Here is a 23939-nt window from a genome sequence, read left to right on the forward strand (position 1 = left end):
ACCTATCCGATCGGGCGCTGACCGGGCTCTGATCGGGCCGCACCGTCCGTCGCCGGCGGGGGTGGACCACACGCCACCGAATGGTGGCTTGCCCCATAAAGCGTTAACATGGTGTGTTCATCCGTCTCCGGTCAGCCCACCATGTTGTTCCAGCACGTCGCAATCGCCGGCCTCGCACATATCGATGCTCCCCGCCGGCTGACCTCTGACGAGATCAACGCGCGCCTCAGGCCCACGCTCGATCGTCTCGGCATCAAGTACAACGTGCTCGAGGAAGTCGCCGGTGTACGCGAGCGCCGTCTGTGGGACGGTGAAGTCCGCGCTTCCGATGCCGCCACGCTCGCGGGCGTGAAGGCACTGGCGGATGCCGGCATCGATGCCGATCGCGTCGGCCTGCTCGTCAGCACGTCGGTCAGCCGTGACTACCTGGAGCCGTCCACGGCTTCGATCGTGTCCGGCAACCTGCGTCTGCCCAACACCTGCCAGAACTTCGACGTGGCCAACGCCTGTCTCGCGTTCCTCAACGGCATGGACATCGCCAGCCGCATGATCGAGCGCGGCGAGATCGACTACGCCCTGGTCGTCAATGGCGAAACCGCTGACCTGGCCTACGAGAAGACCCTCGAGCGCCTGAGCCGCGACGACGTCACCGAAGAGCAGTTCCGCGACGAGATGGCCACGCTCACGCTCGGCAGCGGTGCCGCCGCGATGGTGCTGGCGCGTACCGAGCTGGCCCCGGGCGCCCCGCGTTACCGCGGCAGCGTCACCCGCTCGGCCACCGAGTGGAACCAGCTGTGCCGCGGCGATCTGCACCACGACCGCATGGTGGCCGACGGCCGCATGCTGATGATCGAAGGCCTCAAGCTCGCCAAGACCACCTTCGTCGCTGCCCGCGCGGCGATGGGCTGGGTGGTCGAGGAGCTCGACGAGTTCGTCATCCACCAGGTCAGCAAGGCCCACACCCAGGCCTTCCTCAAGGCTTTCGGCATCGATCCGAAGAAGGTCATGACCATCTTCGGCGAGCACGGCAACATCGGTCCGGCCTCGGTGCCGATCGTGCTGAGCAAGCTGCGCGAGGGCGGCCGCCTGAAGAAGGGTACGCGCGTGGCGCTGCTGGGCATCGGCTCGGGCTTGAACTGCTCGATGGCGGAAGTGGTCTGGTAAGCGCCACCACTTTCCGGAAACAGAAAGCCCGGCCATGTGCCGGGTTTTCTTTTGGTTCTGCCGTCGCCCGTCGTTCCGAACGTAGTGAGGGACCTGCTGGTGCAGTTGTGTGTTGGGCTTGCGTCTGCGGCCCGGCGGACGACGCTTCGGCATTTCGTTGCATGGTCTTCGGTGGCCCTCACCCCAACCCCTCTCCCGTAAACGGGAGAGGGGCTCCCACCGTCGCTGGAAGAGGGTCATCCCCCGAAAACCGTCATCCCCGCGAAGGCGGGGACCCAGCGTCGTTGCTCCATGCCCGTCGTTCCCGCGAAGGCGGGAACCCATGGACGTTGTTCTTCGCGGCCTCAAACGTCAGGCCGTACCGCCCGGAATCGGCAGGCACTCCATGACCTCGACGGCCTCGCCCGGGAAGATCGTGAAGTGCGGATGGTTCTCGAACAACTTCGCCGCCGCTTCATATGACTCGGCCTGCACCACCGTGTAGGCGGCCAGGGCATTGGTGATGTCGCTGATGCCATCGGGACCGACGCGCTTGGTGCGGCCGAGCGGCGCGCCCATGTCGACGATGGCGTCGCGATGGGTTTCGACCCATTTGCCCCAGGCTTCCATGCCCCGGCGATCGCGCTCGTTGCGTGCAGCTTCGTCGGCCAGCTCGCGCTCGGCCTTCTCGCGGGCGGCGGCCGTGCCGGTGTAGACAGCCATGAACTTCTTCATCTGGATCTCCGGATGCGTGGATGACCGATGCTCCCATGCCGGCAACTGGCTCGCGTTAGCGACGGGTGATGTGGCGCGCAAAGGATCAGATCCGCACAAATGTCGTCCCGAGCGCAGCGAGGGACCTGCTGTTCGCCGCGGAAAACAGATCCCTCGCTACGCTCGGGATGACAGCACCGGTTGTCCTAGATCGCCGCCGCGTCCAGCACGATGCGATAGCGCGCCTTGCCCGCGCGCAGGTGCGCGAGCGCTTCGTTGACCTGGCTCATCGGGAACATCTCGACCTGCGGTCGGATGTCGTGCCGGGCGGCGAAGTCGAGCAGCGTCGCGATGTCGGTCGGTGAGCCGGTCGGCGATCCCGAGATCTCCCGCTGCTTCATGATCAGGCTCAAAGCGGACACCGGGATCGGCTCCAGTACCAGGCCGACCACATGCATGCGGCCCTTCGGCGCGAGCGTGCCGACCATCGCGTCCCAGTCCATAGGCACGTTCACCGTCACCAGCAGCAGGTCGAGGCTGCCGGCGATGGCGGCGATCGCCGCCGAGTCGCGACTGGCGACGACGTGGTGCGCGCCAAATCCGCGCGTCTCGTCGGCTTTGGCTGCGGTCGAAGTGAACGCCGTGACATCGCAGCCCCAGGCGGCGGCGAACTTGATCGCCATGTGGCCCAGGCCGCCAATGCCGACCACGCCCACGCGCATGGTCGGCTTGATGTCGTAGGCCAGGAAGGGCTTGAAGACGGTAATGCCGCCGCACAGCAGCGGGCCTGCGCTGGCGACATCCAGTCCCTCCGGGACCGGGATCGCCCAGGCCCAGTGCGCGCGCACTTTCTGCGCGAACGCGCCGTGGTGCCCGCCGATGGTCGGCGTCACGGACGCGCACAGATTCTGGTCACCGGCCAGGCATTCGCGGCAATGCATGCAGGTTTCCGCGGTCCAGCCCACGCCGACGCGCTGGCCCACCTGCAGTCCCTTGGCATGGCTGCCGACTGCCGAAATGCGGCCGATTGCCTCATGGCCTGGTACCAGCGGGTACCGGGTCATGCCCCAGTCGTTGTCGAGCATCGACAGGTCGGAGTGGCAGATGCCGCAGTACTCGACATCCACTTCGACCTCTTCCGCGCCGAGCGGTCCAAGGTCCAGGTTCTGCAAGGCCAGCGACTGGCCAGGGCCCTGGGCGGCCCACGCCTTGACGGTCGACATCCGACTCTCCACAACGCAGCAGCAAGGACCCGACACGCTACGCCGGCCGTCGCATCGAACGGATGAAATCGCAATGACCGGACCTGCGGGCGCAAGGCTGCAGGTCCGGTCGCCGTGCTCGATTCAGATGACTCAATGGCGCCTGCGCTGCGGCCGCAACTGCGTCTTGAACACGAACTTGCCGACCTTCTCACCCAGCTTCACCCCGGCCTCGCAACCGGTACGGAAGTGGATGCCGCCATAGACGCGCGCATCCGCGGACTCGTCAGCGGCCTGCGACAGGCTGGTGTAGCTGCGGGTCACCGCGGGCGGAAGCCCACTTGCAGTGAAGGTGAACGGAACTTCGTCGCTGCCGAAGAACTCGCGCAGCACGCCGGCGAAGGAGCCGACGGTGTTGGGCAGGCCGCAGGTGTAGTCCGGATACGGCGGCGTGACGATGTAGGACGTCCAGGTGGCGTCGGGTTGCGTGGCCGCGTTGCCGTCGTTGACCCAGTGGATCGCCGTATAGGGGCGCCAGAAGTTGTAGTAGTACTTGACCCGGAACGTGGCGACGAGGCCATCGTTGATGGCGATGTTCATCAGTGCGAACAGTCGCGCGTTCTCCCACAGGTCGAGGTCGTAGTCGGCGACGATGACGCGGGCGACGCCGTTGAGGTTGCCGCCACCGCCTGGCCAGAAACGCGCGATGCGACTTTCCTCGGAATCGGGTGCGGCATTGCGGACGACGGCGTTGCCGACGGCTTTGACCTCGTTGTAGTCCCGGGCGTAGGCCTTGCTCCGGAGGTTGAGCATGGCCGCCCGACCCGGGTTGAACTGCCATGGGCTGGACAGCGCGAACGGTTCGACATTGCCCCAGCCACCGAACTGCGGGAACGGCGCCGGCGCGGGCGGTGTCGGCGGCGTCGGCTGGTAGACACCAGGACCAGGTCCGAGCGTGTACGGAACATGCGGGGTCTGCGAGCCGTCGAGTACGCGCATGTCGAGGATGGCATTGGCGGCCCCGGCGCCGATGGTCTCGCCCCGGCTGATGCAGGCTGCCTTCGCCGGAGGGCAGGCAGGAAGGGCAGCGATGAAGTTGGTGTAGGCGGTATTGATGGTCGCGGCCTGGGTCGGCAGTGTCGCCAGCAGGACATCGCGCGCTGCACGCGCGACCGCGGCATCGGGGGAAGCGTTGGGATTGCCGGCACCGACCGCGGCGTACGTCTTGTAGCGAGGATCGATCGCGTTCAATGCATCGTGGATGGCGATGTGGACCATCGCGAACACGCGGAACTGCTGCGGCGGGCCCCCTGCCGCGCCGATGACCAGGTTGGTCGTGGCATTCCAGTCGGTCACGGCGTCGGCCAGTGCCTGGCACGGAACAACCAACGGCAGTACACCCGCCAGCAACCAGCGGGACGAACGCATCCGGGGGGACTTCATGGTGGACTCCTTGCATCAGAGGACGCGTCACCGCGACGCGACCGCCGGGCGGCGGCATTGAACTCGACGCCAAAGAGGTACGCGAGCGACGCAAAAGAATTACGCGGAACGACCACCGCGCGGGCGACGCCGTGCAAACGCACGTGCTACGGGGCCCCGGGCCCCGGCACGAAGCCTGCCGGGTCGACGCCCGGTTCGACGAGGCCGCGTCGAAGTGCGCATACCCGCCTCGGCACGGGATAATGGCGGCTTGTTCCCGGCTTGCGGCCTCCCGCGAGCGCCACCGAGCCGCCATGACGATCGACCTTCCGCTTCCCGACTATCCCTTCACCCCGCAGCGCCTGCAGGTCCGACCCGGCATCGCGATGAGCTATCTCGACGAAGGCCCGCGCGACGGCGAAGTGGTGGTGATGCTGCACGGCAACCCGTCGTGGAGCTACTACTGGCGCCGTCTGGTGCTGGGCCTGCGCGATCGCTACCGCTGCATCGTTCCCGACCATGTCGGCATGGGCCTGTCGGACAAGCCCGACGATGCCCAGCCTGACGATGGCGTGGGCGCCAGCCCGGGCTACCGCTACACCCTGCAGTCGCGCATCGACGACGTCGAGATGCTGCTGCAGACGCTGGGTGTGACCGGTCCGGTGACGCTGGCGGTGCACGACTGGGGTGGTGGCATCGGCTTTGGCTGGGGCCTGAAGCATTCGGCGCAGATCCGCCGGCTGGTCATCCTCAACACCGGTGCGTTCCCGTTGCCGGCGGCCAAGCCGCTGCCGAAGTCGCTGCGCCTGGGACGCGATTCGGCGCTGGGCACCGGCCTGATCCGCGGCCTCAACGCCTTCGCCGCGATCACCGCGCGGGTCGGTGTCGAAAACGCGATGCCCGGCGACGTCCGCCGCGCTTACCTGGCGCCGTACGACAGCTGGGCCAATCGCATCGCCACCTCGCGTTTCGTCCAGGACATCCCGCTGGGCGAGGGCGATGCCGCCTGGCCGCTGGTGCAGGCGATGGGTCGCAAGCTGCCCGAGTACGCCGATCGCCCGGCCTTCATCGGCTGGGGCCTGCGCGACTTCGTCTTCGACCAGCATTTCCTCAAGGGCTTCACCGACGCGCTGCCGCAGGCGCAGGTGCATGCGTTCGAGGATGCTGGGCACTACGTGCTGGAGGACAAGGCCGAGGTGCTGGTGCCGGAGATCCGCACGTTCCTGGACACGCACCCGCTGCCCGCTACCGCAGTCCGGTAGGAGCGAGCTTGCTCGCGAACAGCGTGCCCGTGGCGGATGCGTGGGATCGCGAGCAAGCTCGCTCCTACGGTGTTTCCACGCCGATCCAGTCCTGCGGTGTCAGCACCGCCAGCCCATGCGCCACACGCGCCTTGTCGCACTGCGCGCTGGCGGCGCCGAACTCCCACGATGCCGGCACCGCCGCGCAAACCGACGGGCGCCGGTCGTGGATGCTGCAGCGGCTGTAGCGGCCGATGTCGGCGTCCAGTGCCACGCAGCTCGGCTGCGCCTGCGAGGTGCCGCGCATGACCCGTTCGTGCGAGCGCAGCGACTCGGTCAGTTCCAGCGGCACCCGCCCGCCCAGCTCCGGGTCGGCCTCGGACCAGTGGAAACTCACGCGGAAGAAGGCGCAGCAGGCGCCACAGGTCAGGCAGGGGTGTTGCATGGGCGGACGGGGTCCGGAAACAGCGGTTCGGGGGCGCGATTCTGAGGCTTTGTCGGCGCGAAGCAAGCGCCGCAAATACTGAATGAACGCGACGCAAGCACTGTGCATAAAGGCGAGAATGAATGGATGAGCATGAACGGATGAGCACCCCCTGCAACATCGCCGCCTCGTTGCCCCTGCTGGCGGCGCAGTTCCCAGACAGGGTCGCCATGCGCTGCCCCGGCACGCGCGGCCCGGACGGCCTGGCGCGGTTCGACCTGACCCTGACCTACCGCGAACTGGACGCCCGCAGCGACGCGATCGCCGCCGGCCTGGGCCGGCGCGGGATCGTCCGCGGCACCCGCACCGTGGTGATGGTGCGGCCGTCGCCGGAGTTCTTCCTGCTGATGTTCGCCCTGTTCAAGGCCGGCGCGGTGCCGGTGCTGGTCGATCCCGGCATCGACCGGCGCGCGCTGCGGCAATGCCTGGACGAAGCCCAGCCGGAGGCGTTCATCGGCATCCCTCTCGCGCAGGTGGCGCGGGTGGTACTGGGCTGGGCCCGGTCGGCGACGGTCAGGATCACCACCGGCCGGCGCGCCTGGCTGGCCGACGCCACGCTGGCGCGGGTCGAGGCCGACGGCGCGGGCGTTGGATCGCAACTGGCCGCGACCGAACCCGACGACGTTGCCGCGATCCTCTTCACCAGCGGCTCGACCGGCATCCCCAAGGGCGTGGTCTACCGCCACCGCCACTTCGTCGCCCAGATCGCCATGCTGCGCGACGCCTTCGGCATCGGTGCCGGTGGCGTCGACCTGCCGACGTTCCCGCCGTTCGCGCTGTTCGATCCGGCGCTGGGGCTGACCTCGATCATCCCCGACATGGACCCGACCAAGCCGGCGCTGGCCGACCCGCGCAAGCTGCACGACGCCATCGCCCGTTTCGGCGTGGACCAGTTGTTCGGTTCGCCGGCTCTGATGGCCGTGCTCGCCGGTCACGGCGCGGCCCTGCCGACGGTGAAGCGCGTGACCTCCGCCGGCGCACCGGTGCCGGCCGACGTGGTCGCCAGGATGCGCGAGCTGCTGCCCGGGGACGCGCAGTTCTGGACGCCCTACGGCGCCACCGAGTGCCTGCCCGTGGCGGTCATCGAAGGGCGCGAGCTGCAGGCGACGCGCGCGGCGACCGAGGCCGGCGCCGGCACCTGCGTCGGTCGTCCGGTTGCGCCCAACGAGGTCCGCATCATCCGCATCAGCGACGATGCGATCGCGCAGTGGTCGGCCGATCTGGAAGTCGCGGCCGGCGTCGTCGGCGAAATCTCCGTGGCCGGTCCCAGCGTCACCGACCTGTACTTCAATCGCGAAGCGCAGACCCGCCTGGCCAAGATTCGTGAGCCGCTCGCCGATGGAAGCGAACGTGTCGTCCACCGGATGGGCGACGTCGGCTACTTCGATGCGCAGGGACGGTTGTGGTTCTGCGGTCGCAAGTCGCACCGCGTCGAGACCGCACAGGGGCCGCTGTACACCGAGCAGGTGGAGCCGGTGTTCAACACGCACCGTGAAGTGCGGCGTACCGCGCTGGTCGGGATCGGCTGGGTTGGAGCCGGCACACCCGGATCGCAGCGCCCTGTGCTGTGTGTCGAACTGCAGCCTGGTGTGGATGCCGGGCAGTGGGGGCGAATCGAGCGCGAACTGCGCGCACTGGGGCAGACACGGCTGCATACGGCCGGCATCGACGCATTCGCGCTGCATCCGAAGTTCCCGGTCGATATCCGCCACAACGCCAAGATCGGGCGGGAGAAGCTGGCCGCGTGGGCCACGGCGAAGGCGACCTGGTAGGAGCGAGCTTGCTCGCGAACGGGCGCATCCGCGGCGGCACCGCCTGTTCGCGAGCAAGCTCGCTCCTACGGTTCCGGCTTTACTGAAATGGTGACGTGCTGCTTCGCCTGGATGATGTAATCGGCGATAGTCCAACCCGACAGCGACCAAGCCGACTGCGGCAAAGGCCCCAACGAAATGAAGATACTGGTAACCGGCGGCGGTGGTTTCCTCGGACAGGCGTTGTGCCGCGGCTTGCGCGCGCGCGGCTTCGAAGTGGTGAGTTTCAACCGCGGCCGCTACGACGCACTCGACGCGATCGGTGTGACCCAGGTGCAGGGCGACCTCGCCCAGCGCGATGCGATCGTCGCTGCCGCGCGCGGCTGCGACGCGGTGTTCCATAACGCTGCCAAGGCCGGCGCCTGGGGCAGTTACGAGAGTTACCACCTGGCCAATGTCGTGGGCACCGACAACGTCATTGCCGCCTGCCGAGCGCACGGCATCGGCCGGCTGGTCTACACCTCCACGCCGAGCGTCACCCATCGCGCCACCCATCCGGTCGAGGGCGGCACCGCCGAGAGCGTGCCCTACGGTGATCACCTCAAGGCACCCTACGCCGCGACCAAACAGATCGCCGAACGTGCCGTGATCGCCGCCAACGACACCTCGCTGGCCACCATCGCCCTGCGTCCACGCCTGATCTGGGGCGTGGGCGACAACCAGTTGCTGCCGCGGCTGGTCGAACGCGCCAAAGCCGGTCGCCTGCGTTTCGTCGGCGACGGCGAGAACCGCATCGACACCACGTATGTCGACAACGCCGCGCAGGCGCATCTCGATGCCTTCGACCATCTCGCCCCGGGCGCGGCCTGCGCCGGGCGGCCCTACTTCATCAGCAACGGCGAACCCAGGACCGTGCGCGAGATCGTCAACGGCCTGCTGCAGGCTGCCGGTGCGCCGCTGGTGACCAGGACCATTCCGTTCCGCGCTGCCTATGTCGCGGGTGTGCTGTGCGAAGGTCTGTGGCATGCGCTGCCGCTCAAGGGCGAACCGCCGATGACGCGCTTCCTCGCCGAACAGCTGAGCACGACGCACTGGTACGACATGGCGCCGGCCAAACGCGACTTCGGCTACGTGCCGCGCGTGAGCATTGACGAGGGACTCACCCGGCTGGAGGCGGCGCTGGCGACAGCAGGGGCAGGGCTACAATGACGGGATGACAGACTCATCCCCCTCCCAGTCGGGTCCCTCGGCGCTGGCCGCGCTCAAGCCCATCGCCGGCCGTGCCCTGGAGGCTGCGCTCAATCGCGCGCTGGCACTGGACCCGGATATCCGCGGCGGCCTGCGCACGCTCGACGGGCGCCGTGTCGCCCTGCGCGTGGCTTCGCCGCCGCTGGCGCTGCAGGTGCGGGTGGCCGGCGAACGGCTCGAGGTGGGGCCGATCGAAGGCGAGGGCGAGCCTGACCTCTCGGTCCGCAGCACCCTGGGCGGACTGCTGTCGCAGCTGCCGTTCCTGCGCAACGACGACGCGCCGCCGGTGGGCAAGCTGCGCATCGAGGGCGATGCGGAACTGGCGCGCCGGTTGCAGCGCCTGGCCGAACGTTTCGATCCGGACTGGCAACAACCGTTCGTGCGCGTGTTCGGTGAGGTCCTCGGCGTGCAGATCGCCAGCTCGTTCGCCGCCGGCCTGCGCCACGCCCGCGGCGCCGCCGGCGCCTTCGCCGGCAACGCCGCCGAGTACGTGACCGAGGAATCGCGCGACGTGATCCCGCGCGAGGAGCTCAACGCCTTCCACGACGACGTCGACACCCTGCGTGACGATGTAGAACGCCTGGCCGCGCGCGTGGGTCGCTTGCGCGTGCGTACCGGGGGCGGTGCATGAAGCCTGTGTTCCGTGCATGGCGCATCGGCCGCGTGCTGTTGCGCTACCGCCTCGACGATCTGCTCGACGACACCCCGGTCGAACCCTGGCTCAAGCTGGCGCGGCCGTTCGTGCCGCGCGCCTCCGCCGAGATCGCCGCGCAGCCGCGTGGTGCGCGCCTGCGCCTGGCGCTGCAGGAACTGGGACCGATCTTCGTCAAGTTCGGCCAGATCCTGTCGACGCGCCGCGACCTGGTGCCGCCGGATGTCGCCCAGGAGCTGGCCTTGCTGCAGGACCGCGTTGCGCCGTTCGATGGCGAGGCCGCGCGTCTGATCGTCGAGCGCGCACTGGAGCGTCCGGTCAGCGAAGCCTTCGCCCAGTTCGACACCTGCCCGCTGGCCTCGGCTTCGATCGCCCAGGTACACGCGGCGACCTTGCCGCCGGATGCCAACGGCGTATCGCGCGAAGTCGTGGTCAAGGTGTTGCGGCCGAACATCGAAAAGCAGATCAGCGGCGACATCGCCCTGCTCAAGGCCGTGGCCGGGATCGTCGATCGCACCCATCCCAGCGCCGACAAGATCCGCCCGCGCGCGATCGTGGAAGAGATCGAGAACACGCTGGCCGCCGAACTCGACCTGCAGCGCGAAGGCGCCAATGCCAGCGTGCTGCGCCGGTTCTGGGCCGACAGCGACGACCTGTACGTGCCCGAGGTGATCTGGTCGCACACCGCCGAGCGTGCGCTGACTCTGGAACGCGTGCGCGGCATCCCGTCCGACGACATCGAAGCGCTCGACGCGGCCGGCATCGACCGCCACGCCCTCGCCGCCAAGGGCGTGCGGGTGTTCTACACGCAGGTCTTCCGCGACAACTTCTTCCATGCCGACGCCCACGCCGGCAACATCTGGGTCGACAGCGATCCGGCGCGACGCAACAACCCGCGTTTCATCGCGCTCGATTTCGGCATCATGGGCCAGCTCTCGGACGAGGATCAGTACTACCTCGCCGAGAACTTCATGGCGATCTTCAACCGCGACTACCGCCGCATCGCCGAACTGCACGTGCGCGCCGGCTGGATGCCGTCGCACATCCGCATCGACGAGCTCGAAGCGGCCGCGCGCGCGGTGTGCGAGCCGTACTTCACCCGCCCGCTGAGCGAGATCTCGCTCGCCGAAGTGCTGCTCAAGCTGTTCCGCACCGCGCAGCGCTACGAGCTGACGCTGCAGCCGCAGCTGATCCTGTTGCAGAAGACCTTGCTCAACATCGAAGGCGTTGGTCGCCTGCTCGATCCCAAGCTGGATATCTGGGCGGTGGCGCGGCCGGTGCTGACCAAGATCCTGGTCGAGCGCTACAGCCCGCAGCGCCTGGCCAGCGAGTTCCGCAAGCGCCTGCCCGAGCTGGTCACGCACGCACCGGAAATGCCGCGCCTGCTGCACGCCTGGCTGACCCAGCAGGTCGAAGGCAAGCACGAACTGCACCTGCATTCGCGCGACCTGGCCGAGCTCAACCGTTCGATCCGCTCGGCCCAGCGTCGAACGGTCGCGGCCGTGCTCGGTGTCGGCCTGCTGATCTGCGCCACGGTGCTGTACGGCCTGGAAGCCGGCGGCCCGCGTCTGTGGTCGATCCCGGCGGCAGCGTGGATTGCAGGCCTCGGCGGCATATGGGCATTGCTGGCCGCCTGGCCGCGCCGACGTTGACCCCTCCCCCTGCGAATGCAGGGGGAGGCCGGGAGGGGGTGAAGTAGGCAACGGAGGCCCCGAACGGAAGCCCCGAACGAACGCCCCAACAAAGGAGATCGCATGGAAGCGATATGGAAGAAGGCACGCAGCCTCAGAAACACCGCGACGGACGCAGAGCGCCTGCTGTGGCGTCACCTGAAGCAACGCCAGCTCGCGGGCGCGAAGTTCCGACGGCAATACCCGATTGCCGGTTTCATCGCCGACTTCGCCTGCGTCGAGGCAAAGCTGGTCATCGACCTTGATGGTGGGCAGCATCTGGAAGCGGTCGAGTACGACGCGATGCGCACTCGGCGGATGGAGACGAACGGCTACCGGGTTCTGCGCTTCTGGAATGACGATGTGCTGCTGCGGACCGACTCCGTGCTGGAGCAGATTCTGCGGATATTGAACGAGAGACGTGATCAGTGACTGCTTCACCCCTCCCCAGCCCTCCCCTCCATTCGGAGGGGAGGGAGCCAGAAGCCCTCGATGTCCTGTACGTTGACGAGCAGCTGGCCGTGGTCAACAAGCCTGCCGGCCTGATGGTCCACGACAGCGCCCTGGCGCGCGGCGAAACCGACTTCGCTGCCGACCGCCTGCGCGAGCAGTTCGGCAAGCCGATCTTCCTGGTGCATCGCCTCGATCGCGCCACCAGCGGCTGCCTGCTGCTCGCTTTCGATCGCGACAGCGCTTCGGCGCTGGGCAAGGTGCTGATGTCGCGCGAGGTCGAGAAGGACTACTGGGCGATCTGCCGCGGTTGGCCGGAAGAGAGCTTCGTCGTCGACTATCCGCTCGATGGCGGTCCGGGCAAGCCGCTCAAGAAGCCGGCCATCACACGCTTCACACGCCTGGCGACAACCGAGCTGGAACTACCGTCGGCCAATTTCCCGACGTCGCGCTATGCATTGCTGCGCGCGCAACCGGAAACCGGACGCTTCCGCCAGATCCGTCGTCACCTCAAGCACCTCTCGCACCACATGATCGGCGACACCAGCCACGGCGACGGCCGCCACAACCGCCAGTTCCGCATGCTCGGCATCCATCGCATGCTGCTGCACGCGCGCCGGCTGGCGTTCGTGCATCCGCTCGATGGGCGGCGCATCGAGGTGGTCGCACCAACCGACGCAGAGTTCACGAAGGCGCTGGCGTTGTTCGGCAAGTCGGTGCTGGCGCTGACATCAGATCCGCGCTTGCCCACGGCCTGATTGCTAAAGTTGCGCCATGCTCGAGATCAGCGACAACCTGGCCATCCCCGACGACGAGCTGGTCGAGCGTTTCGTGCGCTCGTCCGGTCCGGGCGGGCAGAATGTCAACAAGGTCGCCACCGCGGTCGAGTTGCGCTTCGACCTGGCCGGATCGCCGTCACTGCCCGAGCCGGTGCGGGCGCGGCTGCTGGCCAAGCGCGACCGTCGCATCACCGACGAGGGCGTGCTGGTGATCAGCGCCCAGCGTTTCCGCACCCAGGACCGTAACCGCGAGGATGCACGCGAACGCCTGGCGGCCTTCATCGCCACCGGACTGGTCGCACCGACTCCGCGTGTGGCGACGCGGCCGACCCGTGCGTCCAAGGAGCGGCGGCTGAGCGGCAAGCGCGAACGCGGTACGATCAAGCGCGGTCGCGTGGTCCGGGACTGGGATTGACGCCCGGGACTGAAAGGCCGCACAGCACGATGAAAGCGCACGAGCCACGAGGGGCCAATGGCCGACACTGACGACCACCGGGTCTTTGACCAGCGCGGCTCTGACCAGCGCGACCCTGACCAGCGCGTCTTGCCGCTGCCGCCGAGTGCGCCGCGGGTCAAACCCAATGCCTTCACGCGTTGGCTCGGCCGCGCCATCCTCCGCGCCGGCGGCTGGCGCATGGTCGGTGCCTTCCCCGACATCCCGCGCCTGGTCCTGATCGGCGCGCCGCATTCGTCCAACTGGGATGGCATCTGGGGCTTCGCCGCAAAGATGGCGATGGGCCTGGACCTGAAGGTGCTGGGCAAGGATTCGTTGTTCAAGCTGCCGGTGATGGGCGCGCTGATGCGCCACCTCGGCGTGATCCCGGTCGACCGCAAGGCGGCCCATGGCGTGGTCGAGCAGGCGGCGCGGATGATCCGCGACGCCGACAAGCTCTGGTACGCGCTGGCGCCGGAAGGCACGCGCCGGGCCGTCGAACGCTGGAAGCCCGGCTTCTGGCGCATCGCCAAGGCCGCCGCGGTGCCGGTGGTGCCGGCGTACTTCCACTACGGCCAGAAGGTGATCGGCATCGGTCCGCCGTTCGACCTGGGTGAGGACTTCGACAGCGACTTCAACCGCATCCGCAACTGGTACCGCGGCGTGTCGAAGGGCAAGAACCACGACGCGTGATCGATTGTTCCTCCCCCTGCTCGCAGGGGGAGGCCGGGAGGGGGTCGAGGCCGAAGGTCGAGGTCTGCGCCGCGCGCCCGAGAAAAGCGCAACCCCTCCCCAACCCTCCCCTGCGAGCAGGGAGGGAGCTATCAGCGCTCCGACTGCCCGGTCGAGTAGTAGTCCCCGCGCTCGAACAGCGCTGGCTTTATTAATTCTGTAAATGCCCGAGCCTGTGGTGATAAATATTTACCTTTGCGGACCACCACCCCGTACGTCCGCGACGGGAAGTACTCCGCCAGCGACCGCGCCGACAGCCGCTCGCGGTCGGCCTCGGTCAGGCAGATCGCCGTGACGATGCTGATCCCCAGCCCCATCGCCACGTACTGCTTGATGACCTCCCAGCCGCCCACCTCCAGCGCCACCGTATACGGCACCCGGTTCTGCTGGAACACCAGGTCGATCAGGCGGTAAGTGGTCAGCCGCTGCGGCGGCAGGATCAGGCCATAAGGCGACAGGTCCTGCAGGTGCAGGTCTTCCTTGAGCGCCAATGGATGGTCGCGCGGCGTGATCAGCATCGGCTCGAACCGGTACACCGGCTCGTAGCTGAGGTCGGCCGGCACGTCGAGCATCGAGCCTACGGCCAGATCGACCCCGTCCGACCGCAACAGGTCGAGACCGCCGGCGCCGGTGACGTTGTGCAGGGTCAGCCGCACCTCCGGATGGGCGGCGCGGAAGGCTTCGACGATCCGCGGCAGCAGATAAAGAATGGTCGAGCTGCCCGCCGCGACATTCAGCTCGCCGGCATCGAGGCCGCGGATCTTCTCCCGGAACACCGAATCCAGCGCGTCCAGGCCCTCCACCAGCGGTCTGGCCAGCTCGTAGAGCTCCTGGCCCTCGCGGGTCAGGGTGATCCGCCGACCGCTGCGCTCGAGCAGCCGCACCCCCAGTTCCCGCTCCAGCGCCTGCAACTGCAGCGTGACCGCGGGCTGGCTGAGGTAAAGCGCCTCGGCCGCCCTGGAAACCGAACCCAGGCGGGCGGTCTGGCAGAACGCACGGAGGGGCTTGAGCCGGTCCCCCTTGTAGGCGAACCGCGGGCTGGAAGGCGGCTGGGTGGCCATGGTTTCAATGCATATTAAGGAAAATAATGATTAGCATTGAAAAATCTTGATTGTCAAATAACACACGCCGCCGCATGGTGACCTTCCAAGGTGACCACGGAGTTACAGGCGATGTCGGCAGTGATGGCCAAGCGGCAAGACGGCGAAACCCATGAGGGTATCGAAGGCAATATTGAAGTCCTGGCCCAGGCCGAGGGCCAGGACCGGGTACTGACCCCTGCCGCGCTCGCGTTCCTCGCCGGGCTCCACCGCCGTTTCGAAGCGGCCCGCCAGTCGCGCCTCGATGCTCGCGCCGCGCGCCAGTCGCACTTCGACGTCGGCGGCCTGCCCGACTTCCGCGCCGACACTACCTTCATCCGCAGCGGCAGCTGGAAGGTCGCGCCGCTGCCGCAGGCCCTGCTCGACCGCCGCGTCGAGATCACCGGCCCGGTCGATCCGAAGATGGTCATCAACGCGCTCAACTCCGGCGCGAAGGTCTACATGGCCGACTTCGAGGACAGCACCTCGCCGACCTGGGACAACCTCATCGCCGGCCAGCGCGCCCTGATCGGCGCCGTCGCCGGCACCCTCGAGTTCACCGCCGTGGGCGCCGACGGCACCACCGGCAAGCACTACACCCTGCGCCCGTTCGAGGAGCAGGCCGTGCTGATGGTTCGTCCGCGCGGCTGGCACCTCGACGAGAAGCACGTCCGCATCGACGGCCAGCCGATGTCGGCCAGCCTGTTCGACCTGGGCCTGTTCGCTTTCCACAACTCGGACGTGCTCGCCGCGAAGGATCGCGGACCCTACTTCTACCTGCCCAAGCTGCAGTCGATGGAAGAGGCGCAGCTGTGGAACGACGTGCTCGGGCACATCGAACACGAACTGCGTCTGGCGCCGGGCCAGATCAAGGTCACCGTGCTGATCGAGACACTGCCGGCGGTGTTCGAGATGGACGAGATCCTGCATGCGCTGCGCACGCGCATCACCGGCCTCAACTGCGGCCGCTGGGACTACGTGTTTTCGTACATCAAGACCTTCCGCAGGCACCGCGACAAAGTGCTGCCCGAGCGCGCCCAGGTCACGATGACCCAGCCGTTCCTCAAGGCCTACTCGGAACTGCTGATCCAGACCTGCCACAAGCGCGGCGCGCACGCGATGGGCGGCATGGCCGCGCAGATCCCGATCAGCGGCGACGAGGCCGCCAATGAGATCGCAATGGCCAAGGTCCGCGCCGACAAACTGCGCGAAGTCACCGCCGGCCACGACGGCACCTGGGTCGCGCATCCGGCGCTGATCCCGCTGGCGCGCGAAATATTCGACGAACGCATGCCCACGCCGAACCAGCGCCACGTGCTGCGCGAAGACGTCTGGGCCACCCGCGACGACCTGATCAAGCCGTCGCTGGGCACGATCAGCCGCGCCGGTTTCGAGGGCAACGTCGAAGTCTGCGTGCGGTATCTCGCCGCCTGGCTCGACGGCAACGGCTGCGTGCCGATCCACTGGTTGATGGAGGACGCGGCGACCGCCGAGATCGCCCGCACCCAGCTGTGGCAGTGGCTGCACAGCGACGGCTTGCACCTGGACGACGGCACCCCGGTCGACTTCGCCCTGCTCGAACGCGCCTTCCTCAACCTGCCCGGCCGCCTGGGTGATCGCGCGCGCCTGCCAGGCGCCAGCCGCATCAACGAAGCGATCGGCGTGCTCGACCGCCTCACCCACGCCGACGTGCTGGAGGACTTCCTGACCTTGCCTGCCTACGCACGACTCGACTGACCCACGGCCCGTAGGAGCGAGCTTGCTCGCGAACCCGCCAGCTACCAAGCATCGCGAGCAAGCTCGCTCCTACAAGAACAACTACAGAAGGAACCGCCATGACCACCGCACTGCACACCGCCGAACAACTCCGCCACGACTGGGCCACCAATCCGCGCTGGGCCGGCATCGACCGCCCGTACTGCGCCCAGGATGTCGTGCGCCTGCGCGGCACCGTGCCGGTCGAGCACACCATCGCCAAGCTCGGCGCCAACAAGCTGTGGGCCTCGCTGCACAGCGAACCCTTCGTCAACGCGCTCGGCGCGCTGACCGGCAACCAGGCGATGCAGCAGGTCAAGGCCGGCCTCAAGGCGATCTACCTCTCGGGCTGGCAGGTCGCCGCCGATGCCAACATCGCCGGCGAGATGTACCCCGACCAGTCACTGTACCCGGCCAACTCGGTGCCGCAGGTCGTGCGCCGCATCAACAACACCCTGCTGCGCGCCGACCAGATCCAGTGCGCCGAAGGCAGCGGCGACATCGACTTCCTGCAGCCGATCGTGGCCGACGCCGAAGCCGGCTTCGGCGGCGTGCTCAATGCCTTCGAGTTGATGAAGGGCATGATCGAGGCCGGTGCCTCCGGCGTGCACTTCGAAGACCAGCTCGCCAGCGTCAAGAAGTGCGGCCACATGGGCGGCAAGGTGCTGGTGCCGACGCGCGAAGCGGTGGAGAAGCTGGTCGCAGCGCGCCTGGCCGCCGACGTGATGGGCGTGCCGACGCTGATCGTGGCCCGCACCGACGCCGAGGCCGCCGACCTCATCACCTCCGACATCGATCCGAACGACGCGCCGTTCATCACCGGCGAGCGCACCGTCGAAGGCTTCTTCAAGACCCGCAACGGCCTCGACCAGGCGATCAGCCGCGGCCTCGCCTACGCGCCGTATGCCGACCTGGTGTGGTGCGAGACCGGCAAGCCAGATCTCGAATTCGCGCGCAAGTTTGCCGAAGCGATCCACGCCAGGTTCCCGGGCAAGCTGTTGGCCTACAACTGCTCGCCGAGCTTCAACTGGAAGAAGAACCTCGACGACGCCACCATCGCCAAGTTCCAGAAGGAAATCGCCAGCTACGGCTACAAGTTCCAGTTCATCACCCTGGCCGGTTTCCACAGCCTCAATTACGGCATGTTCAACCTCGCCCACGGTTACGCGCGCCGGCAGATGAGCGCGTTCGTCGAGTTGCAGGAAGCCGAGTTCGCCGCCGCAGAAAAGGGCTTCACCGCGGTCAAGCATCAGCGCGAAGTCGGCACTGGTTACTTCGACGCGGTCACCCAGACCATCCAGGGCGGCAAGTCCTCGACCGTGGCGCTGAAGGGCTCGACCGAGGAAGAGCAGTTCCACGAAAAGCGCGCCGCGGCCGCCTGAGAAAAAGTCTCGGTTACCGCTACCGCCCCGGCCCAAAATCCCGGGGCGGTACGCGCGACTCCGTCATCCCGGCGAACGCCGGGATCCAGGCCCACACCCCCGCAGCCCCCGAAAACCCCGCATTTGGCACACTGGACGCCCCGTCCCCACCGTTCAGACGCCTCGTTCCCGGATCCCGGCGTGCGCCGGAATGGCGCCCGACGAGAGCCGCCGCTGCAGCCCGAAACCGCCCAGACGACACGTCCTCCACGCCCTGTTTTCACCGTTATTCACCGTGTTCAGGTGCTATTCTCCAGCCTCACCACGGACCGGGGTCCTGGGATGAATCGCGAAAACGCGGCGATGGTATACAGCCGCGAAACCATCATCGCAGGCACACCCAGCACGGCGTCGGCGGATGTGGCGACGGCGGTGCTCACCGATTCGGAATACGAACTGTTTGCCGAGATCGGCCGCTCGCGCCGCATCCAGGAAGGGCAGGTGCTGTTCCGCCGCGGCGAACTGGGCACGACCATGTTCGTGATCGCACGCGGTGTCATCGACCTCGACTTCGGCGAGGACCTCGTCGGCAAGCGCCTGGGTCCGTGCGAATTCTTCGGCGAACTGGGCCTGCTGATCGGCGACCACGTCCGCAGCGCCGATGCCGTCGCCGCCAGCGACGGCCTGCTGATCGAACTGCGCCACGAGGAATTCCAGCGCCTGGTCGATTGCGACCCGGGCCTGGTGTCGTACTTCCTGCGCCGCGCGATCCTGCGCGTCGTGCTCAACGAACAGAGCCTGATCCGCCGCCTGCGCCGCCGCAACGAGGAGCTCGAGTCCGCACTCGACAGCCTCTACGCCGCCACGCACCAGCTCAACCAGACCGAAGAGCTGGTCCGCACCGACGAGCTGACCAGCCTCTACAACCGCCGCGGCCTGACCCTGCACCTGCAGGAATTCCGCAAGCTCGGCATGCCGCACGCGATGGGCCTGTTGCTGATCGACTGCGACCGCTTCAAGCAGGTCAACGACGAGCACGGCCATTTGATCGGCGACCGCGTGCTGCAGGGCGTGGCCAACATCCTGCGTTCGGTCGCCGGCCCCGACGACCTCGCCTGCCGCCTCGGTGGCGACGAGTTCTGCCTGCTGATGGTGGCCGAGAACCGCGAAGAGGTGATGCGCTTCGCCGACTTCGTCGTCTCCACCGCCCAGGGCCTGATGCAGATGGTGCACGGTGCCCCCTTGATGTGTCCGCTCAGCGTCGGCGCCTGCCTGGTCGACCCGGCCAAGGACTGGAACGACTGGTACGCCCGTGCCGACGAAGGCCTGTACCGGGCCAAGCGCATGGGTGGCAATTGCGTGCAGTGGCAGGATCACGATGCGGAACTGACCTCGGCCTAGGCCGAAGAGGTGAGCACCATCGATGAATGAGATGACCCATCGCCCGTCGATCGACTCGCCGCAACTGCGGACGTTGTTGCTGACCGACCTGTGCGACTCGACCGCCCTGGTCGAGAGCATCGGCGACGTCGCAACGGCGACGCTGTTCCGCGACCACGACCGCCTCGTGCTGGACCTCCAGCAGCGCTGGCGCGGGCGATTGATCGACCGCTCCGATGGCCTGCTGCTGATGTTCGAGCGACCGATCGACGGCCTCGGCTTCGCCCTCGACTACGTGCGCACCCTGGAAGTGATGAGTGCCTCGCTCGGCATGGAGCTCAAGGCGCGTGCCGGCCTGCACGTGGGCGAAGTGCTGACCTGGCGCAACACCGACGAAGCCGTCCTCGCCGGCGCCAAGCCGCTGGAAGTGGAAGGCCTGGCCAAGCCGACCGCCGCGCGCCTGATGTCGATGGCGCGGCCCGGGCAGATCCTGCTGTCGTCGGTGGCCGAACCGCTGGCCCACCGCGCCGCGCGCGAACTGGGCGAACGCGGCCAGCAGTTGTTGTGGAAATCGCATGGCCGCTGGCGCTTCAAGGGCATGCCCGAGAGCCAGCAGGTCTACGAAGTCGGCGAGCCCGGTATCGCCCCGCTGCGCGCACCGCCGAACACGCCCAAGGCCTGGCGCGACATCCCGCTGTGGCGCCGGCCGGCGTCGCTGGTGGCCGAAGCGGCGGTGCTGGTGCTGTTTGGTGTCGGCGTCTGGTTCATGACCCGCCCGGCGCCGGCGATCGCGTTCAACCAGCGCGACTGGGTGGTGGTGGCGGACCTGCGGAACCTGACCGGGCAGACGGTGCTGGACGACTCGCTGGCCCAGGCGTTCCGGATCAGCCTGGAGCAGTCGCGCTACGTCAATGTACTCAGTGACATGAAGACACGGAACACGCTCGGGCGCATGAGGCTTCAACCTGGGACGCCACTGGACCGAGCCGTTGCATCAGAGATCGCGATGCGCGATGGGGCTCGCGCCGTGATCCTTCCGACAGTTGCGGAAGTGGGCGGCAAGCTGCGCGTCAGCGTAGAAGTAATCGACCCTCACACCCAGGCCACCGTCTACGCCGAGTCGGTCGACGGGAAGGGAGCCGAATCGGCGCTCGACTCAATCGACGAAGTCACCAGGACATTGCGCGGCAAGCTCGGGGAGGCGATTGCCTCGATCGACAAGGACTCCATCAAGCTGCCGGAGGCCACCACTGGCAACCTCGATGCCCTGCGCGCCTATGCTTTGGGGCAGAAGGCTTATGGGCGCGGACAGTACGCAGATGCAAAAGGGTTCTATTCCAATGCCGTGAAGCTCGATGGGTCATTTGCACTGGCCTATATCGGACTGCTGCGCGCTCACAACGCCCTGGACGATCTGCCTGGCGGCGTCGAGAATCTTCGCGAGGCCGCGAAGCTGCGCGAACACCTGCCGCCGCGCGATGCAATGTATCTGGATGCTTGGCTGGCCCAGGTCGATGCACCGTTGCAGGCGTTGGATCGTTGGCGCGAACTGTCGGCCATGTATCCGGATTTCTTTCCGGCTGCTGCGAACGTGGGGTACGAACTGTTCGCCCGCAATCGCTTTGAAGAAGGGCTGGTTTTTGCAAGAAGGGCGTCGGCTGCCCAGTACGAGTTCTCGCCGCTTGCCACCGATCTGGTGGGTAAGTTCCAGCTCGCGCTGGAGAACTACGACGAGGCCAAGTCTGCATTCGCCGATGCCTCGGGCGATGGCGTTGCATCGGCGCTCCTCCGCGGCGCCAGCGCGAATGCGGCCCAGGGAGGGTTTGACGCGGCAGAGGCATTGTTCGCCAAGGCACCTTCGGGCGTGAAGAACGATGACTTCAACCACGCTGCGGTCTATCTGGATCGTGGCCAATGGAGACAGGCGCGCCAGGAGGCCGAATCGGTCATCAAGGCGGTCGAGCCGGGTTCGTTCCGGGCAAGGGCAGCGGCATTCCCCATCGCCGTCACCGAGTGGGTACAAGGTAGCCATGATGCCGCCCTGCGCAGACTTCGCGACACTGCGCGCAAGGCCCTGGTGGCGGTGGATTCGCCGGAAAATGCCACCGGTGCCCTTGATGATGCGTACCTGGCAGCTTCCGCCGGCGTTCTGGCGCAGCGAATGGGGGATGTCGAACTCGGACGCGAAGTGGCGAGACGGCTGGAGCCTCAAAAGGCATTGCTCGGCGTGCCATCCTTGCGCGACATGATGGTCGTGCTCGTCGCCAACGACCTTCGGTTGTCGGGCAAGCCCGCCGAAGCGGTCTCGAACCTGGAAAGCGCCATCGATGGGGATGAGCGGTTTCAGGTTCGGGTAGCGCTTCTTGAGGCCTATGCTCAGACAGGAAAGACCGGGCAGGCCCTCGCGCAGGCCCGATGGCTTTCCGAGCATCGGGGCCGGGCATACATCGAGCTTGGCTGCGGCTGGTGTCAACAGCCGCTCAATGTCGTGGACACCAACTTGTCGCAACTGCGGGCAGCCGAACTGCAGATGCAACTCGGCCACAAGGAAGATGCCACCAGGGACCTGGCGGCATTCGACCGCCGATGGAATCCGTCGACGTTGCCCGATTACTTGCGAGTGCGCAGGGAAGCCTTGTTGGTGGCATCCAACTGAATCGGTTGCTGCGAGAGTCCTGAAAGCAGCATTTCCCTGAGTTGCACACGAGCCTTGATGACGTCGGCCTTGGGGGCGATGCGAGCCAGCTGGCAGCACGCGGCCACGGAGGCCATCAGTGCCGGGTCCCCGCCGACTACGATCTTTGCATTTTGCATCGCAAGCAGCGGATCCTTCTTGAAGGATCGGCGAAAGTCGTTGTTGCTGCTTAGAAGGTCCAACAGCTTGTCCGCAGACTTCGCATCCAGTGGAGCAGTCTTCTTGCCGGCCATTCCCCATTCCCCTATGGCGGCCCGTTGCGGGCCGGACAGGTCACGAATCTAACCTTCTGTGCTGTCTGTCACAAGGACTCGTCCGGTTTCGCTCTATCGATGCCGAAGGGTTTGGCAAGGTGCTGGCAATGGCAGCTGTCGGCCATCGGGCGGCTGCGGTACGCCTGTGGCGCCAGGTCCCAGCGTTCGCTGCGCGCAATCGGGTTAACCTGTGGCCGGACTGTTCTGGTTCCGGGGACTCATGAAAGTTAGGCGTTGCACGGTGCTCCTGCTTGAACCACGTGAGGAGGTCAGCTTTGACCTTGGCGTGCTCATGAGCGGCGGAGATGGATTGTTGCGGGAGCGGCGCTGGCTTGCATTGGCGGCACACCTGGGCGACGAGGTGGAAGTCGACGAGGCCGAACGCGAGTTGCTGGGCGGACTGAGTCCCGTGCAATGGGTGGATTCGAAAGCCATCGATGCCGACCACGACGCCATCAGGCAGCTGCTGCGTAAAGGGTTGTTGATCGGGAGCGGCAAGCGCCACGCCGGGATGCGCCAGCGCGACGAACGACTAAGGGACGTCTACTGGCACCCGCTGGCGGCGACGCTGCACGCCTTCAGTCGTTGGACCGGTGTCGATGCGGTCAAGAACATGGAGGACAGCGGCACCGGGACGGCAGTTGGGATGCGCAGCGTGCTCGGGGCGCCGCCATCCATCGACGCGCGGGAGGGCAGCGCACGGTTGCCGCTTCCGCGCGTCGCCCCCACCGCCTTCGACGACCTCCTCGCCCGCCGCGCCACCTGCCGCAACTTCGACCCGGCCCGCAAGGTCCCCTACGACCTGTTCGCCCAGTTGCTGCAGCGGGTGTTCGCCGCCCAGGCCGAGGTACGGATCAGCGACGACCTGACATTCCTGAAAAAGAACGTCCCCTCCGGCGGTGGCCTGCACCCGATGGAGTGCTACCTGATCGTCCAGCACGTCGAGGGCGTGGAGCCGGGGCTGTACCACTACCAGGCGCAGGAGCACGCGCTCGAACCGCTGGCCGGGCCGGACAAGCCGCTGCGCGAGTTCGTCATGGACATGGTTGCCCAGCAGCACTGGTTCGCCGATGCCCATGTGGTCGTGCTGCTGTCGCCGCGCTTCGACCGCACCTTCTGGAAGTACCGCCACCACGCCAAGGGTTACCGTGTGGTCGCGCTGGAAGGCGGCCACCTCTCGCAGACCCTCTACCTGGCCGCGACCGAGGCCGGGCTGGGCGCCTTCATCACCGGTGCGATCAACGAGGTCGAGCTGGAGCAGGCCTTCGGCCTCGACCCGATCCACCAGGGGGCGCTGGCGATCTGCGGCTTCGGCTGGCGCGGGCAGATCATGGAGACCGCAGAGCTCGACCCGGCCGAGCGGGTCTGGGTACGCGAGGAACCGGCTTCACAACGCTGAACCAAATCTGCGTCATGGGGCTGGCCTTGATCACGCCGGCGTTCGCGTGATGCGTGCAGCCAGCCTGCCGGTGGTCGCGAGCAAGCTCGCTCCTA

Annotated in this window: 21 protein-coding genes; 15 read left to right on the forward strand and 6 right to left on the reverse strand. The window is 67.2% G+C overall.

Annotation, left to right across the window (positions count from 1 at the left end; translation table 11 throughout):
- The first annotated feature begins 141 nt into the window (after positions 1-141).
- A complete protein-coding gene (locus tag AC3A3X_RS14845; protein ID WP_487583797.1) occupies positions 142-1164 on the forward strand; it encodes a 3-oxoacyl-ACP synthase III in 1023 nt (340 codons plus the stop codon).
- A 351-nt stretch (positions 1165-1515) separates the two neighbouring features.
- Here the strand turns inward: AC3A3X_RS14845 and AC3A3X_RS14850 are convergent, their stop codons facing one another.
- The 3 genes from AC3A3X_RS14850 to AC3A3X_RS14860 form a co-directional block, all read right to left on the reverse strand.
- Positions 1516-1878 (reverse strand): hypothetical protein, encoded by a 363-nt coding sequence (locus AC3A3X_RS14850; RefSeq protein WP_487583798.1) that lies wholly within the window; start codon positions 1876-1878, stop codon positions 1516-1518.
- 185 nt (positions 1879-2063) lie between these two features.
- A complete protein-coding gene (gene ahr / locus AC3A3X_RS14855; RefSeq protein ID WP_487583799.1) occupies positions 2064-3080 on the reverse strand; it encodes an NADPH-dependent aldehyde reductase Ahr in 1017 nt (338 codons plus the stop codon).
- 132 nt (positions 3081-3212) lie between these two features.
- The gene (locus AC3A3X_RS14860; RefSeq protein WP_487583800.1) at positions 3213-4502 is read right to left on the reverse strand and encodes a vanadium-dependent haloperoxidase; all 1290 of its coding nucleotides are present in this window, start codon (positions 4500-4502) and stop codon (positions 3213-3215) included.
- A 293-nt stretch (positions 4503-4795) separates the two neighbouring features.
- On the opposite strand from AC3A3X_RS14860, the gene AC3A3X_RS14865 reads away from it, so the two are divergent.
- Entirely contained in the window at positions 4796-5743 is a 948-nt protein-coding gene (locus AC3A3X_RS14865) for an alpha/beta fold hydrolase (protein ID WP_487583801.1), read from the forward strand.
- Positions 5744-5807: 64 nt separating this feature from the next.
- Here the strand turns inward: AC3A3X_RS14865 and AC3A3X_RS14870 are convergent, their stop codons facing one another.
- Positions 5808-6167 (reverse strand): YkgJ family cysteine cluster protein, encoded by a 360-nt coding sequence (locus tag AC3A3X_RS14870; RefSeq protein ID WP_487583802.1) that lies wholly within the window; start codon positions 6165-6167, stop codon positions 5808-5810.
- Positions 6168-6307: 140 nt separating this feature from the next.
- On the opposite strand from AC3A3X_RS14870, the gene oleC reads away from it, so the two are divergent.
- From oleC to AC3A3X_RS14910, 8 genes are all read left to right on the forward strand, one after another.
- On the forward strand, positions 6308-7978 hold the full coding sequence (gene oleC / locus AC3A3X_RS14875; RefSeq protein ID WP_487583803.1) for an olefin beta-lactone synthetase: 1671 nt from the start codon (positions 6308-6310) through the stop codon (positions 7976-7978).
- 177 nt (positions 7979-8155) lie between these two features.
- A complete protein-coding gene (oleD, locus tag AC3A3X_RS14880; protein ID WP_487583804.1) occupies positions 8156-9166 on the forward strand; it encodes a 2-alkyl-3-oxoalkanoate reductase in 1011 nt (336 codons plus the stop codon).
- A 4-nt stretch (positions 9167-9170) separates the two neighbouring features.
- Entirely contained in the window at positions 9171-9836 is a 666-nt protein-coding gene (locus AC3A3X_RS14885; RefSeq protein WP_487583805.1) for a ubiquinone biosynthesis accessory factor UbiJ, read from the forward strand.
- On the forward strand, positions 9833-11509 hold the full coding sequence (gene ubiB, locus AC3A3X_RS14890) for a ubiquinone biosynthesis regulatory protein kinase UbiB (protein ID WP_487583806.1): 1677 nt from the start codon (positions 9833-9835) through the stop codon (positions 11507-11509). Before AC3A3X_RS14885 ends, ubiB begins: the two co-directional genes overlap by 4 nt.
- Positions 11510-11611: 102 nt before the next feature.
- Positions 11612-11959, forward strand: coding sequence for an endonuclease domain-containing protein (locus AC3A3X_RS14895; RefSeq protein WP_487583807.1), 348 nt, complete (start codon positions 11612-11614; stop codon positions 11957-11959).
- Positions 11956-12735: a pseudouridine synthase gene (locus AC3A3X_RS14900; protein WP_487583808.1), complete on the forward strand. Its 780-nt coding sequence runs from the start codon at positions 11956-11958 to the stop codon at positions 12733-12735. Before AC3A3X_RS14895 ends, AC3A3X_RS14900 begins: the two co-directional genes overlap by 4 nt.
- Positions 12736-12751: 16 nt before the next feature.
- Positions 12752-13171 (forward strand): alternative ribosome rescue aminoacyl-tRNA hydrolase ArfB, encoded by a 420-nt coding sequence (arfB, locus tag AC3A3X_RS14905; RefSeq protein WP_487583809.1) that lies wholly within the window; start codon positions 12752-12754, stop codon positions 13169-13171.
- Between the two features lie 57 nt (positions 13172-13228).
- The gene (locus AC3A3X_RS14910) at positions 13229-13882 is read left to right on the forward strand and encodes a 1-acyl-sn-glycerol-3-phosphate acyltransferase (RefSeq protein WP_487583810.1); all 654 of its coding nucleotides are present in this window, start codon (positions 13229-13231) and stop codon (positions 13880-13882) included.
- A 131-nt stretch (positions 13883-14013) separates the two neighbouring features.
- On the opposite strand, the gene AC3A3X_RS14915 is transcribed toward AC3A3X_RS14910, so the two are convergent.
- On the reverse strand, positions 14014-14982 hold the full coding sequence (locus AC3A3X_RS14915) for a LysR family transcriptional regulator (RefSeq protein ID WP_487583811.1): 969 nt from the start codon (positions 14980-14982) through the stop codon (positions 14014-14016).
- 111 nt (positions 14983-15093) lie between these two features.
- On the opposite strand from AC3A3X_RS14915, the gene aceB reads away from it, so the two are divergent.
- From aceB to AC3A3X_RS14935, 4 genes are all read left to right on the forward strand, one after another.
- Positions 15094-16737 (forward strand): malate synthase A, encoded by a 1644-nt coding sequence (gene aceB, locus AC3A3X_RS14920; protein ID WP_487583839.1) that lies wholly within the window; start codon positions 15094-15096, stop codon positions 16735-16737.
- A 98-nt stretch (positions 16738-16835) separates the two neighbouring features.
- Positions 16836-18137, forward strand: a complete 1302-nt coding sequence (aceA, locus tag AC3A3X_RS14925) for an isocitrate lyase (RefSeq protein ID WP_487583812.1) — start codon at positions 16836-16838, stop codon at positions 18135-18137.
- A gap of 321 nt (positions 18138-18458) precedes the next feature.
- Positions 18459-19517 carry a GGDEF domain-containing protein gene (locus AC3A3X_RS14930; protein WP_487583813.1) on the forward strand — a complete coding sequence of 353 codons (1059 nt, stop codon included), beginning with the start codon at positions 18459-18461 and terminating at the stop codon, positions 19515-19517.
- Positions 19518-19539: 22 nt separating this feature from the next.
- Positions 19540-22152 carry a putative peptide modification system cyclase gene (locus AC3A3X_RS14935; RefSeq protein WP_487583814.1) on the forward strand — a complete coding sequence of 871 codons (2613 nt, stop codon included), beginning with the start codon at positions 19540-19542 and terminating at the stop codon, positions 22150-22152.
- Here the strand turns inward: AC3A3X_RS14935 and AC3A3X_RS14940 are convergent.
- On the reverse strand, positions 22107-22424 hold the full coding sequence (locus AC3A3X_RS14940) for an NHLP-related RiPP peptide (RefSeq protein ID WP_487583815.1): 318 nt from the start codon (positions 22422-22424) through the stop codon (positions 22107-22109). The two genes, AC3A3X_RS14935 and AC3A3X_RS14940, sit on opposite strands and share 46 nt — an antisense overlap.
- A gap of 241 nt (positions 22425-22665) precedes the next feature.
- Between AC3A3X_RS14940 and AC3A3X_RS14945 the strand changes: the two genes are divergently transcribed.
- On the forward strand, positions 22666-23844 hold the full coding sequence (locus AC3A3X_RS14945) for a putative peptide maturation dehydrogenase (protein ID WP_487583816.1): 1179 nt from the start codon (positions 22666-22668) through the stop codon (positions 23842-23844).
- The last annotated feature ends 95 nt before the right edge of the window (positions 23845-23939 follow it).

This window comes from Lysobacter sp. Soil_N_23, assembly GCF_057656135.1.

Coding starts and splice junctions, on each gene's coding strand:
- AC3A3X_RS14845 (WP_487583797.1), top strand. CDS start 142: ATGTTGTTCCAGCACGTCGCAATCGCCGGCCTCGCACATATCGATGCT.
- AC3A3X_RS14850 (WP_487583798.1), bottom strand. CDS start 1,878: ATGAAGAAGTTCATGGCTGTCTACACCGGCACGGCCGCCGCCCGCGAG.
- ahr (WP_487583799.1), bottom strand. CDS start 3,080: ATGTCGACCGTCAAGGCGTGGGCCGCCCAGGGCCCTGGCCAGTCGCTG.
- AC3A3X_RS14860 (WP_487583800.1), bottom strand. CDS start 4,502: ATGAAGTCCCCCCGGATGCGTTCGTCCCGCTGGTTGCTGGCGGGTGTA.
- AC3A3X_RS14865 (WP_487583801.1), top strand. CDS start 4,796: ATGACGATCGACCTTCCGCTTCCCGACTATCCCTTCACCCCGCAGCGC.
- AC3A3X_RS14870 (WP_487583802.1), bottom strand. CDS start 6,167: ATGCAACACCCCTGCCTGACCTGTGGCGCCTGCTGCGCCTTCTTCCGC.
- oleC (WP_487583803.1), top strand. CDS start 6,308: ATGAGCACCCCCTGCAACATCGCCGCCTCGTTGCCCCTGCTGGCGGCG.
- oleD (WP_487583804.1), top strand. CDS start 8,156: ATGAAGATACTGGTAACCGGCGGCGGTGGTTTCCTCGGACAGGCGTTG.
- AC3A3X_RS14885 (WP_487583805.1), top strand. CDS start 9,171: ATGACAGACTCATCCCCCTCCCAGTCGGGTCCCTCGGCGCTGGCCGCG.
- ubiB (WP_487583806.1), top strand. CDS start 9,833: ATGAAGCCTGTGTTCCGTGCATGGCGCATCGGCCGCGTGCTGTTGCGC.
- AC3A3X_RS14895 (WP_487583807.1), top strand. CDS start 11,612: ATGGAAGCGATATGGAAGAAGGCACGCAGCCTCAGAAACACCGCGACG.
- arfB (WP_487583809.1), top strand. CDS start 12,752: ATGCTCGAGATCAGCGACAACCTGGCCATCCCCGACGACGAGCTGGTC.
- AC3A3X_RS14910 (WP_487583810.1), top strand. CDS start 13,229: ATGGCCGACACTGACGACCACCGGGTCTTTGACCAGCGCGGCTCTGAC.
- AC3A3X_RS14915 (WP_487583811.1), bottom strand. CDS start 14,982: ATGGCCACCCAGCCGCCTTCCAGCCCGCGGTTCGCCTACAAGGGGGAC.
- aceB (WP_487583839.1), top strand. CDS start 15,094: ATGTCGGCAGTGATGGCCAAGCGGCAAGACGGCGAAACCCATGAGGGT.
- aceA (WP_487583812.1), top strand. CDS start 16,836: ATGACCACCGCACTGCACACCGCCGAACAACTCCGCCACGACTGGGCC.
- AC3A3X_RS14930 (WP_487583813.1), top strand. CDS start 18,459: ATGAATCGCGAAAACGCGGCGATGGTATACAGCCGCGAAACCATCATC.
- AC3A3X_RS14935 (WP_487583814.1), top strand. CDS start 19,540: ATGAATGAGATGACCCATCGCCCGTCGATCGACTCGCCGCAACTGCGG.
- AC3A3X_RS14940 (WP_487583815.1), bottom strand. CDS start 22,424: ATGGCCGGCAAGAAGACTGCTCCACTGGATGCGAAGTCTGCGGACAAG.
- AC3A3X_RS14945 (WP_487583816.1), top strand. CDS start 22,666: ATGAAAGTTAGGCGTTGCACGGTGCTCCTGCTTGAACCACGTGAGGAG.